Source organism: Sphingobacterium gobiense (assembly GCF_002980575.1).
Lineage (GTDB): Bacteria > Bacteroidota > Bacteroidia > Sphingobacteriales > Sphingobacteriaceae > Sphingobacterium > Sphingobacterium gobiense.
Genome location: NZ_PVBS01000001.1, coordinates 155,752 through 176,796 on the forward strand (window position 1 = coordinate 155,752; position 21,045 = coordinate 176,796).

The following is a 21,045-nucleotide window of genomic DNA, read 5'->3' on the forward strand; positions in this document are numbered from 1 at the left end:
CTAATTATTTGATAGTTGATTCAATAGTAATTTCACCCGATCTAATTGTGCGAGATCTCCAGACCTTTCATAATATAATGAAAGAGACTTTAAAGCATTAACGTCGTAAGGGCGAATTTCGTTTGCTTTTAGCAATAAATTTTGCGCTTGATACTGTGCCTCTACATTGTCGCTATCTTGAAGAAAATTGTTAAGAAAGATAAGCCCTAATGCCAGATTTGCCTCGTAGTTGTTTGGGGCGAGCTGCAAAACTTTTGCATAATATCGTTTTGCAATTTCGATATTTCCTACATTTTCATTCGCGTACCCCGCTAGATAATTCAAATCAATATCTTCTGGTTCATGTACTATAGCCTCATCGATAATAGGAGCGATAGCTTTATACTCATTATTCTGAGCGAATAGTTGGATCAAATTCAACAATACCTGTTTGTTTTCGGGAAACTTCGTGCGTGCTTCATGTAATGTGTTCAGTATAGCCTGATTATCTCCGTTTCTTTTGTGAATTTCTGCCAGCTCTAAATAATACTCAACAGGTGCATCGCCCTTACCTAACAAATCATTATAATACCTTATTGCTGCATCATACTGTTCGGTTTGAGAAGCCAAAAGAGCAAGATTATAGGTCACATCATAATTTCGAATATTAAGATCTTTTACCTTCAAGTAACTTTCATAAGCACCAGCATAATCCTTTTTCTCAAGCGCTTTTTTTGCTTTGTAAATATGTGAAGCAGCTAAATTCTGCTTGATGTAATTGGATTCAGATGCATAATTTTCCCAGTCTCGCTTTCTTATCTTGTTTACCGATTCATAGGTAATATCAATAGGATCGTTCGGGTTTTTTATGGTACCGGTAGAATCAGCATACGCTATGGAACTGTATATCATAGCACGTAGGACGTTCACGCGTACACTATTTGAATCTCGGCGGTTTTTGTAAGTTTCGTCTATGAATTTTTTCGCGTTCGCGAGATTCTTTAAATCACCAGACTTGGTATAGCGCGCAAAACTATTGCTACTCTCCTTATAGTTAGACTGAGCAGAAGTTTGCACTGCCCCCAATAATAGCAGGCCCGAAACGAGAGCGGGCAGGCATAATCCCAGTTTATTCTTCGTTTTCTTCAGCATCTATTGTGTCATTTGATACTTTATTTCCTTCTACATTATCACCGCTGTTTTCTATCTCCTCTTCTTCTTCACGGTCTACTTTGGTGATAGATGCTATCGCGTCGGTATCTTTCAACGTAATCAGACGCACACCCTGTGTCGCACGGCCCATTACCCGAAGGTTATCGACACCAATGCGGATTACGATACCTGATTTGTTTATAATCATCAAATCATCTTCATCAGTAACCCCTTTAATGGCAACCAGTTCGCCTGTTTTATCTGTAACATTTATCGTTTTCACCCCTTTACCTCCTCGATTTGTTACGCGGTAATCTTCAATATCGGTGCGTTTGCCGTAACCTTTTTCGGAAACAACAAGTACCGTTGTCTCTGCATTATCTACAGCAATCATGCCAACTACCTCGTCTTTGTCACTAGCCAGCGTAATACCCCGTACCCCTGTCGCTGTTCTTCCCATCGGACGTACAGTGGACTCGTTGAAACGGATAGCGCGCCCGGAGCGTAGTGCCATGACGATTTCGCTATTTCCAGTTGTCAAACATGCTTCCAACAGCTCATCGCCATCGTTGATGTTGATTGCGTTAATACCATTTGCACGCGGTCTTGAATACGCCTCTAACGACGTTTTCTTGATTGTACCTTTTTTCGTACACATGATGATAAAGTTATTTTCAAGATATACTTGGTCTTTCAGGTTTATTACCTTAATAAAGGCCCTAATTTTCTCTTCTTTTGGTACATTGATGATATTCTGCAACGCACGTCCACGTGATGTACGACTGCCCTCGGGAATTTCAAAGGCACGTAGCCAGAAGCAACGTCCATGATCAGTAAATAACAGTAGATAATTGTGCGCTGAGGCTGTAATGATGTGTTCGGTAAAATCTTCGTCTCGTGTTGTAGACCCGATGGAGCCCTTACCACCGCGACCTTGACGGCGGTATTCCGTCAGTGGTGTACGTTTCACGTACGAATTATGTGAAATGGTAATCACGATCTCTTCATCGTCAATGAAGTCTTCCATGCGCATGTCTTCAGCAGAATGCACAATGACTGAACGCCGCTCATCACCGTATTTTTCTTTTATCTCTATAAGCTCTTTTTTGATTATCTCCATGCGTAGATTTTCATCTGCAAGTACCGATTTTAAATAATCAATTGTTTTCATGAGCTCTGCATATTCCTCTTTGATCTTGTCGCGTTCCAGTCCTGTTAGACGACGAAGCGTCATGTCTAAGATAGCACGTGCTTGAATATCGGTCAAGCCAAAGCTACTCATCAAGCCTACACGGGCATCTTCCGGAGTGTCGGAGTTACGGATTAGTTTGATGACTTCGTCTAAATGATCTAGCGCGATGAGGTAGCCTTCTAATATATGTGCTCGCTTTTCTGCTTCGGCTAACTCGAATTTGGTACGACGGATAACAACCTCATGTCGGTGCTCTACAAATTCGTGAATCATATCCTTCAGATTCAACAGCATCGGACGTCCTTTTACTAAGGCAATGTTGTTTACCGAAAATGAAGTTTGTAAAGCGGTATATTTATATAGGTTATTTAATACAACATTTGCGTTTGCTTCTCGCTTAATCTCGTAGACGATTCGGAAGCCGTCTCTATCGGATTCATCCCGGATGGTAGAAATACCCTCGATTTTTTTCTCGTTGACCAGTTCAGCTGTCCGTTCAATCATGTTCGCTTTGTTGACCTGATAAGGGATCTCGGTCACGATAATGCATTCACGGCCATTTTTGAGGGTTTCGATTTCCGCTTTAGCACGCATGACGATACGGCCTTTCCCGGTCTCACAAGCATCTTTTACACCGTTATAGCCATATATAATACCGCCGGTAGGAAAATCAGGTCCTTTGATATGCTGCATCAATTCCGAGATTTCGATGTCGCGGTTTTCTATATAGGCAATGGTACCATCCACTACTTCGGTCAGGTTGTGCGGAGCCATGTTTGTAGCCATACCCACAGCAATCCCCGACGCTCCGTTTACCAGAAGATTCGGAATCCGGGTCGGTAAAACCGTGGGCTCTTGCAGTGAATCGTCAAAGTTCAGTTGAAAATCTACAGTGTCTTTATTGATGTCAGAAAGCATCTCCTCAGACAATTTTTTTAGACGTGCCTCGGTATAACGCATGGCTGCAGGAGGGTCGCCGTCGATGGAACCGTAGTTACCCTGTCCATCAACCAATTGGTAGCGCATACTCCAGTCTTGCGCTAAACGAACCATGGCATCATATACTGAAGAGTCACCATGCGGGTGGTACTTACCCAGCACATCTCCAACGATACGAGCAGATTTCTTATAAGGTTTGCTACTCGTTACACCTAGGTCTAACATCCCGTATAGTACACGTCTGTGCACAGGTTTCAAACCGTCTCTCGCGTCGGGTAAAGCACGGGAAACAATGACCGACATAGAATAATCTATGTAGGCAGATTTCATTTGATCCTCGATATTAATTGGAATGATCCTATCGTTTGCAGGTACTAGATTGTTTTCGTTTTCTGTTTCTTCAGCCATATTAATTTGGTTTCAATAAAACTAAATGTGCGTCTCCAAAAAAAAGACACACATCGCATGCGAAGTTACGATTTTTTTTATTAATTACGGAGCGATTAAGTGTCTAAAATATATAAGGACGATTAAGTGCGTAACAAAAATAAATACACTTGGTAACATTCGTTTATTGTGTGTCATTTTTGTATAAAACAAAAGAAATGTTTATTTATTTTTCAATAAAAGTTTGTGAAATATGAAGAAAATTAAAAAATGTGCTATTTTTGCGGTTCATTTATTCACGTAAAATAATTCATGATGAAACACAATTTTGGGGCAGGACCATGCATACTTCCACAGGAAGTATTTCAAGAAGCTTCGCAAGCTGTAATTGATTTTAATAATACTGGGCTTTCCATTCTTGAAATATCGCACCGTTCCAAAGAGTTTGAGCAAGTGATTCAGGAAGCAGAGGCTTTAGTACGCGAGCTTATGGATGTTCCGTCTGACTATTCTGTTTTGTTTTTACAGGGAGGAGCGAGTCAGCAATTTGCAATGGTTCCGATGAATCTTTTGCCAGAAGGGCGGAAAGCAGCATATTTGGATACCGGTGTTTGGGCCACGAAGGCCGCAAAAGAAGCGTCGAAAGTAGGGCAAGTAGCGATTGTAGCTTCTTCATCCGATAAAAACTATAGCTATATTCCTAAGGAGTTTTCGGTGCCTTCGGACGCTGCTTATTTTCATTACACCTCAAATAATACGATTTACGGTACCGAGATTTTTGAAAAACCAAATGTAGATGTGCCTACCATAGTTGACATGTCATCGGATATATTGAGCCGCGTGATAAACATTGCTGACTTTGATTTGATATATGCCGGTGCCCAAAAAAATATGGGGCCTGCAGGTGTTACATTGGTTATTGTTAAGAATGATATTTTGGGAAGAACCGGACGCACACTACCGGCAATATTTGATTATGAAGCGCATGCAAAAGCAGGGTCACTTTATAATACGCCTCCGGTATTCTCTATATATGTATCAATGTTGAATCTACGGTGGTTAAAAGAGAAGGGTGGTATATCGGTAATTGAGCAAGAAAACATTATTAAAGCGCGAACATTATACGATGAAATTGAGCGGAATCCATTTTTTAGAGGCACTGCAAATGAACAGGACCGTTCTCGAATGAATGTGACATTCGTTATGGACACGCCGGAGCAGGAATCCGCTTTCTTGAAACTTGCGCAAGAGCGTGGAATGGTGGGTATTAAAGGGCATCGTTCGGTAGGAGGTTTCAGGGCGTCGATTTATAATGCCTTGGGTATTAGTTCTATCAATGCCTTAGTAGATGTGATGAAAGAATTTGAAGAATTGAGTAAATAAATAGAATAAACAATTTATTAAATGAAGATATTAGCAAACGACGGTATTGATGCAGCGGGTAAGAAACTGTTGGAAGATGCCGGATTTGAGGTAGATACAAATCATATTCCGCAAGAAGAGCTTGCAGAAAAGTTACAGGCTTATGATGCCGTTACCGTACGCAGTGCTACAAAGATTCGTCAAGCATTACTTGACGTATGCCCGAATATTAAAGCTATTGGTCGTGGTGGTGTAGGAATGGATAATATTGATGTCGACTATGCGCGCTCGAAAGGTATCGCTGTTATCAATACGCCTGCCGCTTCATCGTTATCTGTAGGAGAACTTGTGTTTGCTCACCTTTTAAATGGTGTGCGCTTTTTGTACGACTCCAATCGCAAGATGCCTGTAGAAGGGAACACAAATTTCGCGGGACTTAAAAAAGCCTACGCCAAAGGTGTGGAGTTAAGAGGGAAAACATTGGGTGTTGTTGGATTTGGAAGGATTGGTCGGGAAACTGCGAAAGTAGCTCTTGGACTGGGAATGGATGTGATCTATACCGACCTATTCGACGGACCGACATCCTTATCACTGACATTTACCGGCGGCGTTCAAGTAGACTTGCCTGTGAAACAAGTGGCTTTCGAAGAAGTATTAAAACAATCGGATTTCATTACCCTTCATGTTCCTTTTCTGGATAAACCTGCTATCGGAAAAGAAGAGTTTACTTTGTTAAAAGATGGAGTCGGGTTAGTAAATGCTGCTCGCGGTGGTGTAATAGATGAATTAGAGCTTATCAAAGCACTGGATTCTGGTAAGGTATCTTTTGCGGCATTGGATGTGTTTGATAATGAGCCAACACCAAGACAAGAGATTTTGAGCCATTCTCGGATTTCTTTGACGCCGCATATCGGAGCGGCAACAAATGAAGCACAGGAGCGGATCGGTATCGAACTGGCGACGCTGCTTATAGATGCTCTAAAGAAGTAATTCTTCCGCATGAAATATATGCGGCACAAATGCTTTTCATTGCTTTTGTGCCGCTTTTTTATGTAAAATAATTACATTTACAGGTTTTTTGAAAGATAGTAATAGATACTACGATTATAATATGAAAATTCTAAAGTTTGGTGGCACATCAGTGGGAGGTGCCCAACGTATCAAAGGGTTACTGGATATTGTAAACCCTACCGAACGCCAGCTTGTTGTTCTATCGGCTGTAGCTGGTACGACGAACGCATTGGTGGAAATCGGACATGCTTTTCTAGCGGGAAAAACCGAAGAGGCATTGAATTTAATCAAGTTGCACAAGAATAAGTACGAAGAACTGATAAAGGAGCTCTTTTCGACGGATCAGGGACTTGAAAAGGGCAAGAATCTGATTGACTATCACTTTAATTATATCGCTTCGTTGGGGAATGAGATGTTCACGCCCGTCGAAGAGAAAATCATTTTGGCACAGGGTGAGTTGCTGTCGACCACATTGTTTCATTTTCATTTAGAAGAAATCGATGTTCCATCGGTGTTGTTACCTGCGTTAGATTTCATGAAAATAGATGAAGACAACGAACCTATGGTACCTTATATTGGGGAGAAGCTTTCTGCTTTATTGGCGGAATACCCTGATAATTCCTTATTTATTACACAAGGTTATATCTGTCGTAATTCGTTTGGTGAAATTGACAATCTACGTCGTGGAGGATCTGATTATACAGCTTCTCTTATTGGTGCAGCTATCCAAGCAGAAGAGGTCCAAATATGGACGGACATTGATGGGATGCACAATAATGACCCACGCGTAGTAAAAGGCACACAGCCGATAGCAAATTTGAGTTTTGATGAGGCCGCGGAGCTAGCGTATTTCGGAGCTAAGATTTTACACCCACAGAGTGTATTCCCCGCACAACGATATAATGTACCCGTGCGTCTACTGAATACGATGGATCCGCAAGCAGCCGGCACACTAATAAGCAAAGAGGGTGGGAGCAAAGGACAAATTAGGGCGATTGCTGCTAAAGATGGAATTACGGCCATCCATATCCACTCTTCCCGTATGTTGTTGGCTTATGGTTTCTTACGGAAGATATTCGAAATATTTGAACGGTACAAAACACCGATCGATATGATTACAACATCTGAAGTAGCGGTTTCGTTGACGGTGGACGACACTCGAAATCTAGAAGACATCATCAAAGAAGTCGAAGACTTCGGTTCCGTACATGTGGATTATAATCAGACCATCGTTTGTGTAGTGGGTGATTTTAGCGCCAATACACATGGGTATGCAGCCAAGGTATTAGATGCGATCAAACATCTCCCATTGCGTATGATTTCTTATGGAGGCTCGGACTATAACGTTTCTATCTTGTTGGATAATAGTCATAAAACGGAAGCGCTTCGTTCCTTGCATAATAGATTATTTTAGCACTTTATAAGTGGGGGCGATGACGCCGTCGCCCAGTGAATAAGAAATAAAGGGCGTTGCCCATAATCACAAAGACGAAAAAATTATATGTTGTTTAATAATATTCAGCGAGAAAGAATAAGAGATTTAGAAACACCATTCTACTATTACGACCTTGGCCTATTGAACGAGACATTGGAGCAAGCGAAACATGCTGCGGATAAGCGAGGGTTCCATGTGCATTACGCGTTGAAGGCTAATTTTAATGATCGTTTGTTGTCTGTGATCCAATCGAAAGGGTTCGGCGCCGATTGTGTAAGCGGAAATGAAGTTCAAAAGGCGATTGATCTAGGTTTTTCAGCCGATAAAATTACATTTGCAGGGGTGGGGAAATCGGATAAAGAAATTATCCTCTCCTTGCAACACGGCATATTTGCCTTTAATGTTGAGTCTATTCAAGAGATGGAGGTCATTAATGAGCTGGCAAGTAAGCTAGGTGTCATTGCCAAGGTGTCGCTACGGATTAACCCGAATATCGATGCCAATACGCATCATTATATCACGACAGGACTCGATGAGAACAAATTTGGGGTTCCGACTTCAGAACTAGAATCTGCTGCATCGGTCATCAGACAAGCAAAAAACGTGGAACTGATTGGGTTGCACTTCCACGTCGGATCTCAGATAACCGATATGAATGTTTTCAAGAGCTTATGCGTTAAAGTAAATGAATGGAAAAATTGGTTTGAAGAGCGGGGGACACAAATCAAAGTGTTAAATGTGGGAGGTGGATTGGGGGTAGATTACCAACATCCTGATGACAATCCGATTCCTGATTTTCAGACTTATTTTGAGATATTCGACCGGTTTTTAGAACGAGCTCCGCATCAGGAGGTCCATTTTGAATTAGGACGTGCGTTGGTGGCGCAATCGGGATCACTTATCACAAAGGTATTATATACTAAAAGTGGGGTAAAGAAACACTTTTTAGTGGTTGATGCAGGAATGACAGAACTGATGAGACCGGCCTTATACCAAGCGTACCACAAAATAGAGCGTGTGGACACAGACCAAGAGCCAGGTGTTCAGTACGATGTTGTAGGGCCAATCTGCGAAAGTTCTGATTGCTTCGGTAAAGAGGTGCCTTTACCGCAATCGGAGAGGGGAGATTTGATTGCTATCCGCACAGCGGGTGCGTATGGTGAAGTAATGGCCTCTCATTACAACTTACGCGATGAAGTGCGCTATTTGTACAGCGATGCATTAAATTTATCCCCCTCACTATGAGCAAGTTTTTGTTTTTATGAAAAAAAGAGGTAAAGAATATTTGCATTTTAAATCGAAATTCCTACTTTTGCATCACTTCAAACAATGAAGCGACGCTTCAGAAAATGAAGGACGATTCTGTAGCTCAGCTGGTAGAGCAATACACTTTTAATGTATGGGTCCTGGGTTCGAATCCCAGCGGGATCACAAAAAAAGCAACTCCAAAAGAGTTGCTTTTTTTGTGATCCCGTATAAGAAATTCCCTTGTTACCCTGTGGGTCATTTGTTGCATAGAGCCTTGCACCCTACGTCTGCTAATAGATCTTGCAGGCTGTCAGTTCCGACATAACCTGTGGTCGCGAAATTCGATATAGCCGTATCCGAACATTTTCCTGGTAATAACGTTCTCTTAAGTAGAAGCAAACGATATGAAAGAAGGTAACGCGTTATGAGGAAGCTTACAAAACCGACAAAGATCAATATGGCAATAGGAATCATGTTAGCAAGCATAGTATTGGTAGCTTGTAATGGAGAGTCGGCCTCGTCATCTACGGATGATAACACCGACTCCGTTCTCCATCCTGCTGAGGACAGTGGTGTCCCGTTGAATTATCTTGAACGTTTTAGAGACCCCGACACGGTCGATCAGAAAATAGAGAATCATTCCGGTGTACCATTAAATAACCTAAATCGAGATAATAGTTATGATACGATAAGCTCTCCCGATCTGGATTGAACACACGGGAGAGCGGTCAGCAACGAATTTCCTTACGCATAAATAAATAGTAAGAAGTAGCAAAACATACAATAGTACAGGCGATCAACGCCACCAACTGCGACCATGCCACTTTTATACTTTCCCAAATAGGTAGAGGCGAAGGAATTGCTCCCTGAATTTGTTCCATGTGCAAAGGACCAAGACTTCTGATGGATGGCATTAGCAACATACTCGTTCCATCACTATAGAGCTGACTCGGTGCAAATCGCATTATTGTTAGCATAAAATGCTGATACTGCATGATTTCCGCTTCCGAAGCGTATGGGTTTGGCTGTACTGCTTTTGCTACGATATTGATAATGATCGGATAGAATACTGTGAAAAATAACCAAATCGCGATGGCGACTAAAGCAGACGTTGCAGTGTGCTTAAAACGAACTGAAAACAGAATCGATAAATTGAGCCAGAAAGCAACATAAACGATGGTTAACAAGGTAAAAAGAAAAAGCCTATTGCATTCCATGAACGTGGGGGGGAAACCTACCAATAATGTCGCAGCTCCTATAGTCAGGAGAATAAGGGATGTAAATAAAACGCCTATCACAGTTAATGCGCCAATAAATTTAGCATTGAGGAAATAATCCCGATGGATAGGCTGTGATAGAATACGACCCAAGGTGCGTCCGTTAAATTCGGAATTGACAGCGTCAAATCCCAGACAAATGCCAAGCAACGGACCTAGAAATCCAACGAACAGGTGAAACGACGGCATGGTGCCATCAGATGTAGTAAAAATTTTGAGGAAAAAAAACGCCGCATCGGGATCGTTCGGAGCTGGTGCGGTGTTTTTCAATGCCTGTAAAGCGGTATATAAAGAGGCTACGCACGTCAATAGGATAATAGCCAATAGAATAATGAATTTCCAGCTACGAATATGATCGGCAATTTCTTTCTTCACTAAAATGGAGAAAGCATATAGATTATTATTTTTATTTATCGTCATCGGTAGATCCTCCTTCGAAATAATGTGCGTAAATATCTTCGATACCATATGTGCGTTGTTGCAGTTGCATTATATTAATGTCATGCTCCACCAGCTTCTTCGCCAGACGATGTGCGATAATTTCGTCAGCATCGATAAGGAACAGATCATTTTTTTGCTCGATTGATTTCATATTTTGCATCTCTTCCAAGATACGGCGGGTTTGTTGCGTGTCTGTTTCGCACACTTTGAGTTGAATATGACGAGGCTTATCCCGGAATAAACGTGATGCCAAATCTTGAATGGGGCCGTCGGCGACCAACTTACCTTTAATAAACAAACCCACCCGATCACAGATTTGCCGTACTTGATAAAGCTGGTGACTGGATAGAATGACGGTCAGTTTCTCTTCCCGGCTCAAACGTAATATAAGTGACGTGAAATCTTTGACACCCATCGGATCCAATCCCAACGTAGGTTCGTCCAAAATCAAAACTTTGGGCTCTTTTATCAAACTGTCTGCTAGACCAAGCCGTTGCCGCATCCCCCTGGAAAATTTACCTACTTTTTTTTCAGCAACATCCTGGAGACCTACTTTTTCCAATAAGGAAAGAGAGCGTCTTTTCGCTTCCGTGTAAGAAACCCCATTCAATTGTGCTGTCAAGATCAGGTTTTCGAGCGCAGTCCAACTCTCATAAAAGCCGATGTTGTCGGGTAGATATCCTACCAAACGCTTGACGGCAAGGGGGGACCGGACAGGATCGGTGTCACAAACTTCTATTTCGCCCGACGTCGGTTCGCTTAAACCGAGAAGCATCAAAATCGTTGTCGATTTTCCGGCACCGTTTGGCCCCAACAAGCCAAAAATCTCACCAATTGCGATATCAAGATCCAGGCAGTCTACCGCTGTGAAATCCCCATACTTTTTTGTCAATTGCCGTACGCGAATAATAGGGTTGTCCATTTTATCTCCTTCCATATTTACGGATCAAAAAATAAACAAGTGCAACGGCAATGGCTATAATCAAAATGCCTACCCAACCCCACAATAAAGAAGTTTCTACGGTCACGCGAAATTTAATACTATCGCTCGTTTCGTTATTTTTTGCATCTAATGTAATTTGATAGTCGCCTGCGATAGCCTTTTTAGCGGGCTTAATGATGGCTGTAACGGTTTGGTTCTCGCCCGCTTTGAGCGTGCTGATCCGACTGGGCTCGAAGTGGGCTTCCCACTGCGAAGGGGCAGAAGCATTGAGGTTGATTTGACTCAAATCGGAACTACCGGTGTTTTTAACGAGAAGCTGAATCGATTTGTTTCGGTTGGCCGTTGCGGTTGTACTCAATAACCCCTCGGGTGTGGTAAGCTTTAACCCGTAGGAACCTGTAATCACGACCTCCAGCGATAGGTCAGATTGATTGAGCGGACTTTGAGCAAATAGCGGAATTGTATATTTCCCTTTTTTAACACTTTCTGGAGGAAGGATTTCAATTAAAACATCTTTACGTTGATTCCCTTCTATATTAACAGATGAAACTTGCTTTCCCTCTACTTTAAACGTCGCACCCCACCCGGGTTGAAGGTTGGCGCCCAAGCGATATACCTGTGCTTCTGAGGAACGATTTAACAGGGAGGCGTTGAAGGTAAAGGTTGATTTTGCCGAACCCTCCATATTGGTTTGCGGACTGTTGAATTCTGAAGACGATTTCCCATCGGTGTTGACGTCAACGGTTAACGGTAAAGATGATTCGCCTTGCGCAATCAGTTGGAATCGGTACTGCCCCTTCTCTATTTTAGAGGGTACGATCACTTTGAGGTTAAGAGATTTACGTTCTTTAGGTAAAACGGAGATTTCTTCCGCACTATAATTCCCCGACTTTATTTCATAATCCCAATCTTTTGGGAGATTTCGCAAGCTGATCCTTCCGTTTCGCGTAACCGAACTATTGTTGATAAGCTCTACATTGTAATCAATGACCTCTCCTGGTGAAACCGAAATCTTCGGATAGGTCGTGTACAGCTGCAAATTTTGAGCAAAGGCAATGTTTGATGCCAAAATCATGCCCAATAAATAGATTATCCGACTTTTTAGCATAAAGTAAAATTTTAAAAAGAGTGGTTTTATTAATTTTATTGGTCTAAAATAAAAAGCCCTTGACATTCCTGTCAAGGGCTTTAACATTTTTTTACATATTATCTGGCCAGTTGAATTTCGTCAATCCAGCAGCATATCATTTTTTACAGCATACCACCATCCACAGGAATAACCTGGCCATTGATATAAGAGGATAAATCCGACGCCAAAAATAAACAAGCGTTGGCCACGTCTTCAGCTTCTCCGGCACGTTTTAGCGGAATGTTTGCTTCCCATCCCGCAACAACCTTCGGATCGAGTACATCTGTCATCTCCGTACGGATAAATCCGGGGGCAATTACGTTCGTCCGGATATTTCTAGACCCCAGTTCTCTGGCTACAGATTTAGAGAAACCGATAATGCCCGCTTTGGAGGCAGCATAATTTGCTTGCCCGGCATTACCCTGGACGCCAACTACAGAACTCATATTAATAAACGAACCTTTACGGTTTTTCATCATAATTTTCGAAGCTGCTTTGGTCACGTTGAAAATGGATTTTAGATTAACGTTCATAACATCATCCCAATTTTCTTCCGTCATGCGCATTAATAGACCGTCTTTTGTAATCCCGGCGTTGTTGACGACGACATCGATTGTCCCAAATTCAGCAACGATATCTTCGATTAGTTTTTCTGCCTCGTCAAATTTTGATGCATCGGAACGGAAGCCTTTTACACGTGCACCAAAAGCCTGTAATTCCTTCTCCAACGCTTCTCCCTTTTCTACAGAAGATAAATAGGTAAATGCAACGTTCGCTCCATGCCGAGCAAAAACTTCAGCAATTTTTCGACCGATGCCTTTTGATGCTCCCGTGATTAAAGCTGTTTTGCCTTCTAATAATTTCATTTTATGTTTGTATGATTCTAATTCTGCTCTTAATATCCAACAAACCTAAATAAAATGCTTTGCATTCACCAATACCTAATAAAAAAAAACAATTAGTAGTAACGTTGCATTTTGCTGCCATCTAGTCCCAACCCAACGGTTTTACGTAAAAAACACCTCAATTTACGATGCTATTTCCGATATAAATAGGAGTTATAGGCAATAATATTATCTGTATGCGTTATATATGTAGGAAAAATTTTCGAAAAAACGAATGAAGATGAACAGGAATAAATTTTTTATGCAGAAACTAAAAGTAATTTTATTAGCGGTAATGATGATGGTTGGCGTTGGAGCTATGGCGCAGGAATCAAATCCAATGCAGGAACCGGAATTGAAAGAAGATTTCAAAAAAGACGAGTTAATTTCATTTGTAAAAGCGAGTTCCAAAGTGGAAGCTATACAAATGGGGGTACAAGAGAGTATGGCGAACGCGGTCAAAGATGAGGGTTTAACGGTGGAGAAGTTTAATACGATGGCGCAAGCACAAGAAAATTCAGAGGAGGGGATTCAAAATGAGAGTGCCGAAGATCAGAAAATGTTCAATAGCGCTTTTGAAAAAATAATGAAAATTCAAGACGAAGTTGGAGGAGATATTCAAGAAGCAATAAAAGAAGAGGGTATCGATATAGAGGTGTTTGAACAAATTATGTACGCTTATCAAAACAGCGAAAAAGTAAAAGGTGAGTTAGATGGTGTTTTGTTGGAATTACAACAGGAACAAAACACGCAGCCTCAATAATAATAGCACAAAAATGCTGACACTACCGTAACTTTTTTTAGGCATATGACGAGCCCATGAATAGTGATATTCATGGGTTTTTATTTTTGGTTAAATGCGATGTAGCCTCTTAAAAAAATAACAAGAATAATGAAAGAATTTTGACACTTTCATTCGGTTATAACCAATTTGAATGTTAATTTTGTACGCAATTTTGAAACTATGGGTAAAAAAGCTAAAAAATCTGAAGTCGATGTCGTATTGATTGGTGCAGGTATTATGAGCGCTACGTTGGGGACTTTAATCAATGAGCTAAGTCCTGATATTAATATCGAAATCATCGAACGGCTGGATGTTGTTGCAGCTGAAAGTTCAGATGCCTGGAATAATGCTGGTACAGGGCATTCGGCCTTATGCGAATTAAATTATACACCAGAACAATCCGATGGCAGTGTTAAAATAGATAAGGCTATTAATATTGCAGAGCAATTTGAGATTTCCAAACAGTTTTGGGCCTACCTGGTAGAAAAAGGAATTCTAAAAGAGCCCGCCGAGTTTATCCGTCAAGTACCACATATGAGTGCCGTTTTCGGTGAGAAGGACGTTCAATTCCTGCGCGCGCGTTATACCGCGATGGAAAAAGAGAACTTATTTAAAGGTATGGTGTATACCGAAGAAAAAGGGGTTTTGGAAGATTGGATACCGCTTATGATGGAGGGGCGATCGAAAAACGAAGTGATGGCTGCCACACGCATGGAAATAGGAACCGATGTGAATTTTGGTTCGCTTACGCGTGATTTGGTTCATCACCTACAAACGAAGGATAATATTAAGCTATCACTCAACCAGGAAGTACGTGATATAGAACGCGAAGAGGATGGCCGTTGGGAAGTAGAAACCAAAGATTTAAATACAGGCGAAAAGCGTAAAATAAAAGCGAGGTTTGTGTTTATTGGGGCAGGAGGCCGTTCTTTACTTCTTCTAGAAAAATCTGGGATTCCGGAAGCAAAAGGATATGGTGGGTTTCCGGTCGGCGGACAATGGCTACGCTGTGCCAACAAGGAGATTATAGAAAAGCATCATGCTAAAGTATATGGAAAAGCATCGGTAGGTGCACCTCCCATGTCTGTTCCTCACCTAGACACTCGCTATATTGACGGTGAACAAGCACTATTGTTCGGACCATATGCAGGTTTTTCGACGAAGTTCTTAAAAAAAGGTTCTTATTTCGATCTTCCAGCATCTATCAAACTGTCCAATATTAAACCCATGATTTCTGCAGGCCTGCATAATTTGGATTTAACAAAATATCTGATTACTGAGGTCATGAAAAGCCCTTCGGATAAATTGGATGCATTAAAACAATTTATGCCAACAGCGAAGTTGGATGATTGGAAAGTCGAAGTTGCTGGACAGCGGGTACAGGTTATAAAAAAAGATCCAAAACATGGCGGTATCTTAGAATTTGGTACAGAAGTAGTCTCAAGTGCCGATGGTTCCATCGCAGCTTTATTGGGAGCATCTCCGGGGGCGTCTACGTCTGTTCCCATCATGATTAATCTATTGAAACGTTGTTTCCCCGAAAGAGCAAAATCGGAGGAATACCGCAAAAAGCTTCGTGAGCTTATCCCATCGTGGGGTAAAAGTTTAAATGATGACCCCGCTTTATGCGAAGAGGTTAGAAGTCGTTCAAAAGAAGCGTTACAATTAGCGTAAGCTATAATATACTTATGGGGTGCTTTTCCCAAGCAATTCGCAAATTGCTTGGCTTACAGGGCTGAGAATATACCCAATCCCGTACCGTTTTCGGGAGGAACCTGACCCGGGTAATGCTGGCGTAGGGATGATATCTATTCTGGTTTTAGTAGGTTGGTACACATAAGTGGAGGCGATTTTCCACTATACACTTATAGTACATATGCAGATATCAGATTTTTTTGAACAATTACAAAACGGATTCCTTCAAACTTCCTGGTTAGAACGGCTAGCGGTGCTTTTTGGTATAATACAGGTGCTGCTATCCCGTAAAAACAAAATATCCAATTATTTCTTTGGTATCGTTGGCATTTGCTTGACCATTTGTGTGTTGTACAGCGCTAAGCTATATGCCGAGATCTTGTTACATGCGTATTATCTGCTTATGAGTATTTATGGCTTGTGGTACTGGAAATTTCGAAACCAAAGTCAACAACAGATACACATTACCCGATGTAGTATGCAAGATTGGTCTATCGTTGCTGGCATTGTCGTAGGCGGTTATTTTCTACTGTTTGGTTTTTTGACTTACTTTACGGATTCGGATGTACCAATCATGGACGCCTTTGTATCCAGCACGGCCTGGGCCGGGATGTGGTTGCTGGCCAAACGTAAGATTGAAAACTGGATACTATTAAATATAAGTAACTTTGTCGCTATTCCTTTATTATTTTATAAGGAGCTTTATCTCTTTGCGTGTCTAACGATATTCCTATTTATTGTGGCGATTTCCGGCTATATGAAATGGAAGGAAATAATGTCTACTCAATTTGAAACTCATGATGCTTAATACAGAAAGCCGTTACCTTATTAAAGATTCCGTTCGCGAAAGCATCCAACGAAAAGCGTTGGCTCCCGAGCTTTTGGAACTGATATATCGGCAAAATTGGTTTAATTTATGGGTTCCTAAGGTTTACGGAGGACTAAATGCTGAACTGAAAGAAGGGTGTCAGTTGCTGGAGGAATTGGCATACATTGATGGTGGTTTTGCTTGGACGGTAACCCTCTGTGCGGGAGCTAATATGTTTGTCGGATTTATTGATTCGACGTTGGCGGAAACAATTTTCAAACAGGATAAAGTTTGTTGGGGCGGGAGCGGTAAACCTTCTGGAAGAGCCGATAAAATGGGGAATAGTTTTATCATCAGTGGAGCGTGGAAATATGCTACAGGAGCTCCCCATTTAACGCATTTTACCTTAAACGCTTGGATATACGAAGATGGAGAGCCTGTTGTTGACGAGACTGGGAATCCTGTTTATCATTCCTTTTTTATAGACCGGGAGGATGTGCTTATCCACTACGATTGGGATACATTTGGATTGGAATGCACGGCAAGCCATAGTTTTTCTATTAGCGAATTGAAAGTTCGGGAGGAACGCGCTTTTGATCTACATCCCGATAAGCGCACAAGCGACGAACCTATTTTTTATTATCCGTTTATGACTTTCGCCGAGTGCACATTGGCAGTGAATTATGTCGGTATGTTTAGGCGTTTTCTTGATCTTTTGGAAAAACAACTTCTAATTAAAGCATCTGATCCGGAGCCGGCTGCGGAGAAAGGGAAAATATTGTTTAAGAAAGTCGACGCGGTAAGAAGCGCTTTTGAAGAAAAGCGTAATCGTCTTTATCAGCTCATAGCGGCAACTTGGAATAAGAGAGAACCCAAAAAAGAATTTTTGGTAGAAATAGCAACCTTAAGCCGGGATCTTACGCATGATGTTCGAATAGGAACAATAGACTTATTTCCTTACACGGGTATTGCCGGCGCACAGCGTGATAACGAGTTGAATATTGTATTTCGTCATATTTTTACGGCTTCACAGCACGCTTTATTGAATATTCCGTAATGGAATAAACAGAAAGTTGTCTAAAACACATCTTTAATGTGCTTATAATTGCTTTTAATAATATTAGCAACATCTTTAAAATCACCGTGAAGCATCATCTTGCCCATGGAAGATACCATTCCCTTTAACTGCTCAAATTCTATCTTTGGGGGCATGGCGAGTGAATCGGGATTGGTATATACGTGAATCAAGGCCGGTCCGTTAACAGCAAATGCATTTTGTAGTGTTATTTCCACTTCATCAGGTGAATCTATCGTAAAGCTGTTCATGCCCATGGCATCACCTATTTTGGCAAAATCAGGATTGTACATGTCGGTTTCACCGTCTGGCAGTCCCTCAACCTGCATCTCTAATCTTACCATACCTAACGATCGGTTGTCGAAAACCACTATTTTTATAGGGAGCTTATATTGCACCACGGTAGCTAGATCACCCATCATCATAGACAACCCTCCGTCTCCACACAGTGCTATCACCTGTTGAGTTGGTCTAGCTAAAGCAGCCCCTATGGCATGTGGTAACGCATTAGCCATCGATCCGTGCGTGAATGAACCCAATAATATTCGTTTTCCTGTAGCGTGTAGGTATCGTGCCCCCCACACACAGCACATCCCCGTATCCACGGTAAAAATGGCGTCGTCATGGGCTAATCTATTAATGGTATCGGTTAAAAATTCCGGCGATATGGCGTGTTGCTTACCGGTATCTTCCACATAGGTGCGAAGTGACTTTTTGACATCCTGATATTTATCCAATTGTTTTTGCAAGAATGCATCATTCTTTTTTTCCTCTATTAAGGGGAGTAATGCTTCCAACGTATCTTTTATGTTTCCTGCCAAGCCCAATGATACTTTAGCCTTGCGTCCTAGACGCTCGGCACGTTTGTCTACTTGTATAATTTCGAGATCATCCGGCATAAACTCCTTATATGGAAAATCTGTTCCTAGCAGTAACAACAGCTCTGTATGATGCATCGCGTAGAAGGCTGAAGGCAATCCCAGTAAGCCAGTCATACCTACTTCGTAAGGATTGTCATACTGTATACCCATTTTGCCGCGGAAGGAATAAGCCACGGGTGATTTCAGCAAACCTGCCAATGCGATGATTTCAGTATGCGCTTCGCTCGCACCAAATCCACAGAAAATCGTGATTTTGGTCGCTTTATTTAATTTTTTGGACAGTTCGTGCAGCTCATTATCTGCAGGTCGGAAAACCGGACGTTGTTTCAAAAGGTAGGGAGTAACACTACTTTCTTCCGCTTTTTCTTTACTGAGATCACCCGGAAGGCCGAGAACAGCTACTTCTCCCTTGGTATGCGCGTGTTGTAAGGCCGCTTGCAACATGCGGGGAAGTTGTTTAGGGGTGGTGGCGATTTCGTTATATCCACTACAATCTGTAAAAAGTTTTATTATGTTGGTCTCTTGAAAAAAACCTGTACCAAATTCATCTGTTGCACAGGTTGAAGCAATTGCTAATACAGGCACATTGTTACGCTGTGCTTCATACAATCCATTGATCAGGTGTACATGTCCGGGACCACTGCTTCCAGCACAGCAAGCAATGCCATTGAGCTCGGCTTCGGCGGCGGCAGCGAATGCGCCAGTTTCTTCGTGCCTCACATGGATCCATTCGATGTCGCTAGATCGACGCACAGCGTCATTCACCTCATTCAAGCTGTCACCGGCAACTGCATAAATACGTTTAATGCCTGCTTGTGCTATTGTTTCTACGAGTTGGTCTGCTATAAGTTTTGCCATATGATTTTTGTAAAAGAGTTGATAGTACGAGGATTAACTATTAAACACAGTAGGCAGTAAATGGTTTTAAAGTAGATGATAACCATGTTGGACAAAGAATTGGACGATCTTCTCCAATATTGGATCAGTCAACTTCCGGGCAAGCGAAAAGAGATCTTTTTGTTAAGATATGAGGACGACTTGAGCACGGAAGAAATAGGGGAACTATTGAATAAAGTGCATTGAGAAAGCAATTGGAAGTGGAATCACAAATCTTGGGTAACAAAAAATAAATATGACCTACTAGCATTCATTGGCTTTGTTAGCTAAGGAGCTTATGCTTGATGGTTTTTATTAATACGTTTAAGACGATGGCATCGCTTGACAAAAATGAAAGCTGATGAAGAGATCGTTACGGCGATACCGTTAGGGAATTAGTGGAAAAGAAATAAAATATTCTATGACGACACGTGAAAAAAAACTAATATTTTTAGTATTTTTGTTTATGGATTCAAAGGAAGAAAAGTATTTTAAAGGAAGAGGGGCGCAGCTAAATCCCAATAATAAATTTTTCGGACAGAGCTACGTACAGGAATATATAGAAGGATTGGATGAACCTTTTTTAACATCTGATTCCACGAAATTTATAGCAACATATCCGAAAGCAATTTTGTCTAAGGTGGACAGCCCAGATATAGGGTTTTACCAATCGCTGAATCCCTACCAAGGTTGCGAACACGGCTGTATTTATTGCTATGCCCGTAATTCTCACGAGTATTGGGGATACAGCGCAGGACTGGATTTTGAACGAAAGATTTTGGTTAAATATAATGCAGTGGAGTTGTTGGAAAAAGAATTTGATAGGAAAGGCTATATTCCAGAGTCGGTCTTTATGTCTGGCAATACGGATTGCTATCAGCCTATCGAACGGAAGCTGGAGATTACTCGGCAACTTTTAAACACTTTTCTATCCTATAAGCACCCAGTCTCGATCATCAGCAAGAACGTACTTATGCTTCGCGACTTGGATATACTAGCAGCCCTTGCTGAATTGGGGTTAGTGAGTGTATCGGTGACCATTAATAGCTTGCGGGAAGAAGTGAGACGGAAGATGGAACCGCGGACGGCAACCGCCGCTGCACGACTCAAACTCATTGAAAAATTGGCAGCGAAAAGCATCCCTGTATCGTTGATGATCGCACCAATTGTTCCGGGAATAAACAGCGATGAGATGCCTGCATTGATAAAGCAAGCGGCTGATGTAGGAGCTAAATGGGCTAGCTATACGATTGTACGCCTAAACGGTGCAATCGCGAATATTTTCAGGGACTGGGTATATAAGAATTATCCAGCAGGAGCGGAAAAGATTATACATGGTATAGAAGCTTGTCATGGAGGCAATCTGAACGACAGCGAATGGGGGAGGAGAATTCGTGGAGATGGCGAAACCGCAGAAGGAATACGACAACTATTCAAGATAGCGGTCAAAAAATATATGGGACAAGAGACTTATCCTGTTTTGCGCACCGACTTATTTGAAAGGCCGAATCGTGACGCGCAATTGAGGTTATTCTGATGTAAAATAT

At 41.6% G+C, this 21,045-nt stretch carries 18 protein-coding genes and 1 tRNA gene; 12 read left to right on the top strand and 7 right to left on the bottom strand.

Annotated features, from left to right (window positions below; all coding sequences use genetic code 11):
* On the bottom strand, nt 1-1,131 hold the full coding sequence (locus C5749_RS00680; RefSeq protein WP_146113640.1) for a tetratricopeptide repeat protein: 1,131 nt from the start codon (nt 1,129-1,131) through the stop codon (nt 1-3).
* Nucleotides 1,109-3,670, bottom strand: a complete 2,562-nt coding sequence (gene gyrA, locus C5749_RS00685; protein WP_105722081.1) for a DNA gyrase subunit A — start codon at nt 3,668-3,670, stop codon at nt 1,109-1,111. Before gyrA ends, C5749_RS00680 begins: the two co-directional genes overlap by 23 nt.
* A gap of 294 nt (nt 3,671-3,964) precedes the next feature.
* Here gyrA and serC point away from each other — a divergent pair, with 294 nt between their 5' ends.
* The 6 genes from serC (at nt 3,965) to C5749_RS00715 (ending at nt 9,417) form a co-directional block, all read left to right on the top strand.
* Nucleotides 3,965-5,032 carry a 3-phosphoserine/phosphohydroxythreonine transaminase gene (serC, locus tag C5749_RS00690; RefSeq protein WP_105725073.1) on the top strand — a complete coding sequence of 356 codons (1,068 nt, stop codon included), beginning with the start codon at nt 3,965-3,967 and terminating at the stop codon, nt 5,030-5,032.
* A gap of 21 nt (nt 5,033-5,053) precedes the next feature.
* The gene (locus C5749_RS00695; RefSeq protein WP_105722083.1) at nt 5,054-6,001 is read left to right on the top strand and encodes a D-2-hydroxyacid dehydrogenase; all 948 of its coding nucleotides are present in this window, start codon (nt 5,054-5,056) and stop codon (nt 5,999-6,001) included.
* 121 nt (nt 6,002-6,122) lie between these two features.
* Nucleotides 6,123-7,436: an aspartate kinase gene (locus C5749_RS00700; protein ID WP_105722085.1), complete on the top strand. Its 1,314-nt coding sequence runs from the start codon at nt 6,123-6,125 to the stop codon at nt 7,434-7,436.
* Between the two features lie 90 nt (nt 7,437-7,526).
* Complete coding sequence (gene lysA / locus C5749_RS00705) at nt 7,527-8,702, top strand: diaminopimelate decarboxylase (protein ID WP_425443441.1); 1,176 nt, start codon at nt 7,527-7,529, stop codon at nt 8,700-8,702.
* A gap of 113 nt (nt 8,703-8,815) precedes the next feature.
* A tRNA-Lys gene (locus C5749_RS00710) sits at nt 8,816-8,888 on the top strand.
* A 274-nt stretch (nt 8,889-9,162) separates the two neighbouring features.
* Nucleotides 9,163-9,417: a hypothetical protein gene (locus C5749_RS00715; protein WP_105722089.1), complete on the top strand. Its 255-nt coding sequence runs from the start codon at nt 9,163-9,165 to the stop codon at nt 9,415-9,417.
* 16 nt (nt 9,418-9,433) lie between these two features.
* Here the strand turns inward: C5749_RS00715 and C5749_RS00720 are convergent, their stop codons facing one another.
* The 4 genes from C5749_RS00720 to fabG form a co-directional block, all read right to left on the bottom strand.
* Nucleotides 9,434-10,402 (bottom strand): ABC transporter permease, encoded by a 969-nt coding sequence (locus C5749_RS00720; RefSeq protein WP_105722091.1) that lies wholly within the window; start codon nt 10,400-10,402, stop codon nt 9,434-9,436.
* Nucleotides 10,389-11,360 carry an ABC transporter ATP-binding protein gene (locus C5749_RS00725; RefSeq protein WP_245893578.1) on the bottom strand — a complete coding sequence of 324 codons (972 nt, stop codon included), beginning with the start codon at nt 11,358-11,360 and terminating at the stop codon, nt 10,389-10,391. The genes C5749_RS00720 and C5749_RS00725 overlap by 14 nt, the downstream gene beginning before the upstream one ends.
* Nucleotides 11,347-12,474 (bottom strand): COG1470 family protein, encoded by a 1,128-nt coding sequence (locus tag C5749_RS00730; RefSeq protein ID WP_105722093.1) that lies wholly within the window; start codon nt 12,472-12,474, stop codon nt 11,347-11,349. The genes C5749_RS00725 and C5749_RS00730 overlap by 14 nt, the downstream gene beginning before the upstream one ends.
* A 143-nt stretch (nt 12,475-12,617) precedes the next feature.
* Complete coding sequence (fabG, locus tag C5749_RS00735) at nt 12,618-13,361, bottom strand: 3-oxoacyl-[acyl-carrier-protein] reductase (RefSeq protein WP_105722095.1); 744 nt, start codon at nt 13,359-13,361, stop codon at nt 12,618-12,620.
* A 259-nt stretch (nt 13,362-13,620) separates the two neighbouring features.
* Here fabG and C5749_RS00740 point away from each other — a divergent pair, with 259 nt between their 5' ends.
* The 4 genes from C5749_RS00740 to C5749_RS00755 all read left to right on the top strand — a co-directional run bounded on the left by C5749_RS00740 (nt 13,621) and on the right by C5749_RS00755 (nt 17,723).
* A complete protein-coding gene (locus C5749_RS00740; protein WP_181151230.1) occupies nt 13,621-14,142 on the top strand; it encodes a DUF4168 domain-containing protein in 522 nt (173 codons plus the stop codon).
* Between the two features lie 201 nt (nt 14,143-14,343).
* The gene (locus tag C5749_RS00745) at nt 14,344-15,837 is read left to right on the top strand and encodes a malate:quinone oxidoreductase (RefSeq protein ID WP_105722099.1); all 1,494 of its coding nucleotides are present in this window, start codon (nt 14,344-14,346) and stop codon (nt 15,835-15,837) included.
* Between the two features lie 202 nt (nt 15,838-16,039).
* Nucleotides 16,040-16,666 (top strand): nicotinamide riboside transporter PnuC, encoded by a 627-nt coding sequence (gene pnuC, locus C5749_RS00750; protein WP_105722101.1) that lies wholly within the window; start codon nt 16,040-16,042, stop codon nt 16,664-16,666.
* A complete protein-coding gene (locus tag C5749_RS00755; RefSeq protein ID WP_105722103.1) occupies nt 16,656-17,723 on the top strand; it encodes an acyl-CoA dehydrogenase family protein in 1,068 nt (355 codons plus the stop codon). Before pnuC ends, C5749_RS00755 begins: the two co-directional genes overlap by 11 nt.
* Nucleotides 17,724-17,743: 20 nt before the next feature.
* Here C5749_RS00755 and C5749_RS00760 read toward each other — a convergent pair whose 3' ends face one another.
* Entirely contained in the window at nt 17,744-19,480 is a 1,737-nt protein-coding gene (locus tag C5749_RS00760; protein WP_105722105.1) for a thiamine pyrophosphate-dependent enzyme, read from the bottom strand.
* Between the two features lie 84 nt (nt 19,481-19,564).
* Between C5749_RS00760 and C5749_RS00765 the strand changes: the two genes are divergently transcribed.
* Entirely contained in the window at nt 19,565-19,705 is a 141-nt protein-coding gene (locus tag C5749_RS00765; RefSeq protein ID WP_181151231.1) for an RNA polymerase sigma factor, read from the top strand.
* Between the two features lie 259 nt (nt 19,706-19,964).
* Nucleotides 19,965-21,035, top strand: coding sequence for a PA0069 family radical SAM protein (locus C5749_RS00770; RefSeq protein ID WP_105725077.1), 1,071 nt, complete (start codon nt 19,965-19,967; stop codon nt 21,033-21,035).
* Nucleotides 21,036-21,045 lie beyond the last annotated feature (10 nt).